The organism is Bacillus sp. JJ1521, assembly GCF_036965165.1.
GTDB lineage: Bacteria > Bacillota > Bacilli > Bacillales > Bacillaceae_L > Ferdinandcohnia.
The window spans coordinates 1-1888 of record NZ_JBALOX010000290.1; the positions used below are offsets into that span (position 1 = coordinate 1).

Genomic DNA, 1888 nt, shown 5'->3' on the forward strand with positions numbered 1-1888 from the left:
AAATATTAGTTGAAAATGGTCAACTTGTAGAGTATGGCCAACCACTATTCCTAGTAAAAGCTTAAATAAGGAGTTTAAACTTATGTTAAAAAAGATCTTAATAGCAAACCGTGGAGAAATTGCAGTTCGTATTATACGAGCTTGTAAAGAGCTTGGAATTGAAACGGTTGCCGTTTTCTCTGAGGCAGACCGTGAATCGCTTCACGTTCAATTAGCAGATGAGGCCTATTGTATTGGACCGAAATCTTCAAAAGATAGCTATTTAAATTTTACAAATATTATTAGTGTAGCAAAGCTAACAGAGAGTGAAGGGATTCACCCTGGATATGGCTTTTTAGCAGAAAATGCCGATTTTGCAGAGCTTTGCCGTGAAGTAAATCTAACTTTCATTGGCCCAAGTCCCGAAGCCATTAATAAAATGGGAACAAAGGACGTTGCTCGTGAAACGATGAGAGAAGCGGGAGTACCAATCGTCCCTGGTTCTAAAGGAATCATCAAGGATGCAGATGAAGCAATCGCACTTGCAAATGATATGGGTTACCCTGTTATTATCAAAGCCACTGCTGGTGGTGGCGGTAAAGGAATCCGTGTTGCTAAGGATGAAGAGGAACTAATTAAAGGAATCAACATCACTCAGCAAGAAGCAGCAACTGCCTTTGGTAACCCTGGTGTATATATTGAAAAATATATTCAAGATTTCCGTCATGTAGAGATTCAAGTATTAGCCGATAACCATGGAAATGTGATACATTTAGGAGAGAGAGATTGCTCAATTCAACGTCGTTTGCAAAAACTCGTTGAGGAAACGCCATCACCTGCTCTAAATGAAACAACAAGACAGAAAATGGGTGAGGCAGCTGTAAAAGCAGCTCAAGCTGTTGACTACTCAGGGGCAGGAACAATCGAATTTATTTATGATCATATCAACGACAAATTCTATTTCATGGAAATGAACACAAGAATTCAAGTTGAGCATCCCGTTACTGAGATGGTAACCGGTGTAGACTTAATTAAAGAAATGATTCGCGTTGCGTCTGGTGAGAAGCTTTCATTAGCTCAGAGTGATGTAACATTTAATGGTTGGGCAATTGAATGCCGAATCAATGCAGAGAATCCAGCAAAGAATTTCATGCCATCTCCTGGAAAAATTGACATGTATTTACCACCTGGTGGTTTTGGGGTAAGAATAGACTCTGCTGCATATCCTGGCTATTCAATACCTCCATATTATGATTCAATGATTGCAAAGCTCATTACTTATGGGGCAACGAGGGAAGAAGCAATTGCAAGAATGAAGCGTGCTCTTAGCGAATTTGTAATTGAAGGTGTACACACGACGATTCCTTTCCACCTCAAGCTCATGAATCATGAACAATTTGTAGGCGGGGACTTCAATACAAAATTTCTTGAACTATATGAGGTTATGAAGTAGTAAACTAATATGGGAGGTGCTTATTGATGACAGCTGAAATGAATATTTTAGAAATGGATCAAGGTAGCAACAGTCTTGGTAAGGTAGAAATTGCGCCAGAGGTTATCGAAGTAATTGCGGGTATAGCTTCTTCAGAGGTTGAAGGAGTCGCACAAATGAGAGGTAACTTTGCTTCAGGTGTTGTTGAGAAGTTAGGAAAGAAAAATCACGGAAAAGGTGTCAAAGTAGAATTAACAGAAACAGGCATTATTGTTGATGTATTCTGTGTTATGAACTTTGGTGTTTCTATTCCTAATGTTGCTCGTCAAATTCAAGACAATGTACGTCAAGCTTTATTGAATATGACTGCTTTAGATGCAAATGAAGTAAACATCCACGTTGTTGGTGTCCTATTTGAATCCCAAAAACCGGAAGTGCAAGTTGAAGAAGAGATTTAAGGAAATTAATTCAGTCGGA

Annotated in this window: 2 protein-coding genes; both read left to right on the forward strand. The window is 39.0% G+C overall.

Going from position 1 to position 1888, the window contains the following annotated elements; translation table 11 throughout:
- Window positions 1-82 precede the first annotated feature (82 nt).
- A complete protein-coding gene (gene accC / locus V7147_RS24885) occupies window positions 83-1432 on the forward strand; it encodes an acetyl-CoA carboxylase biotin carboxylase subunit (protein ID WP_335370478.1) in 1350 nt (449 codons plus the stop codon).
- Between the two features lie 26 nt (window positions 1433-1458).
- Window positions 1459-1869 carry an Asp23/Gls24 family envelope stress response protein gene (locus V7147_RS24890; protein WP_335370479.1) on the forward strand — a complete coding sequence of 137 codons (411 nt, stop codon included), beginning with the start codon at window positions 1459-1461 and terminating at the stop codon, window positions 1867-1869.
- Window positions 1870-1888: the final 19 nt, after the last annotated feature.

Excerpts from the sequence above, each read along its gene's own strand:
- accC (WP_335370478.1), top strand. The coding sequence starts at position 83 with ATGTTAAAAAAGATCTTAATAGCAAACCGTGGAGAAATTGCAGTTCGT.
- V7147_RS24890 (WP_335370479.1), top strand. The coding sequence starts at position 1,459 with ATGACAGCTGAAATGAATATTTTAGAAATGGATCAAGGTAGCAACAGT.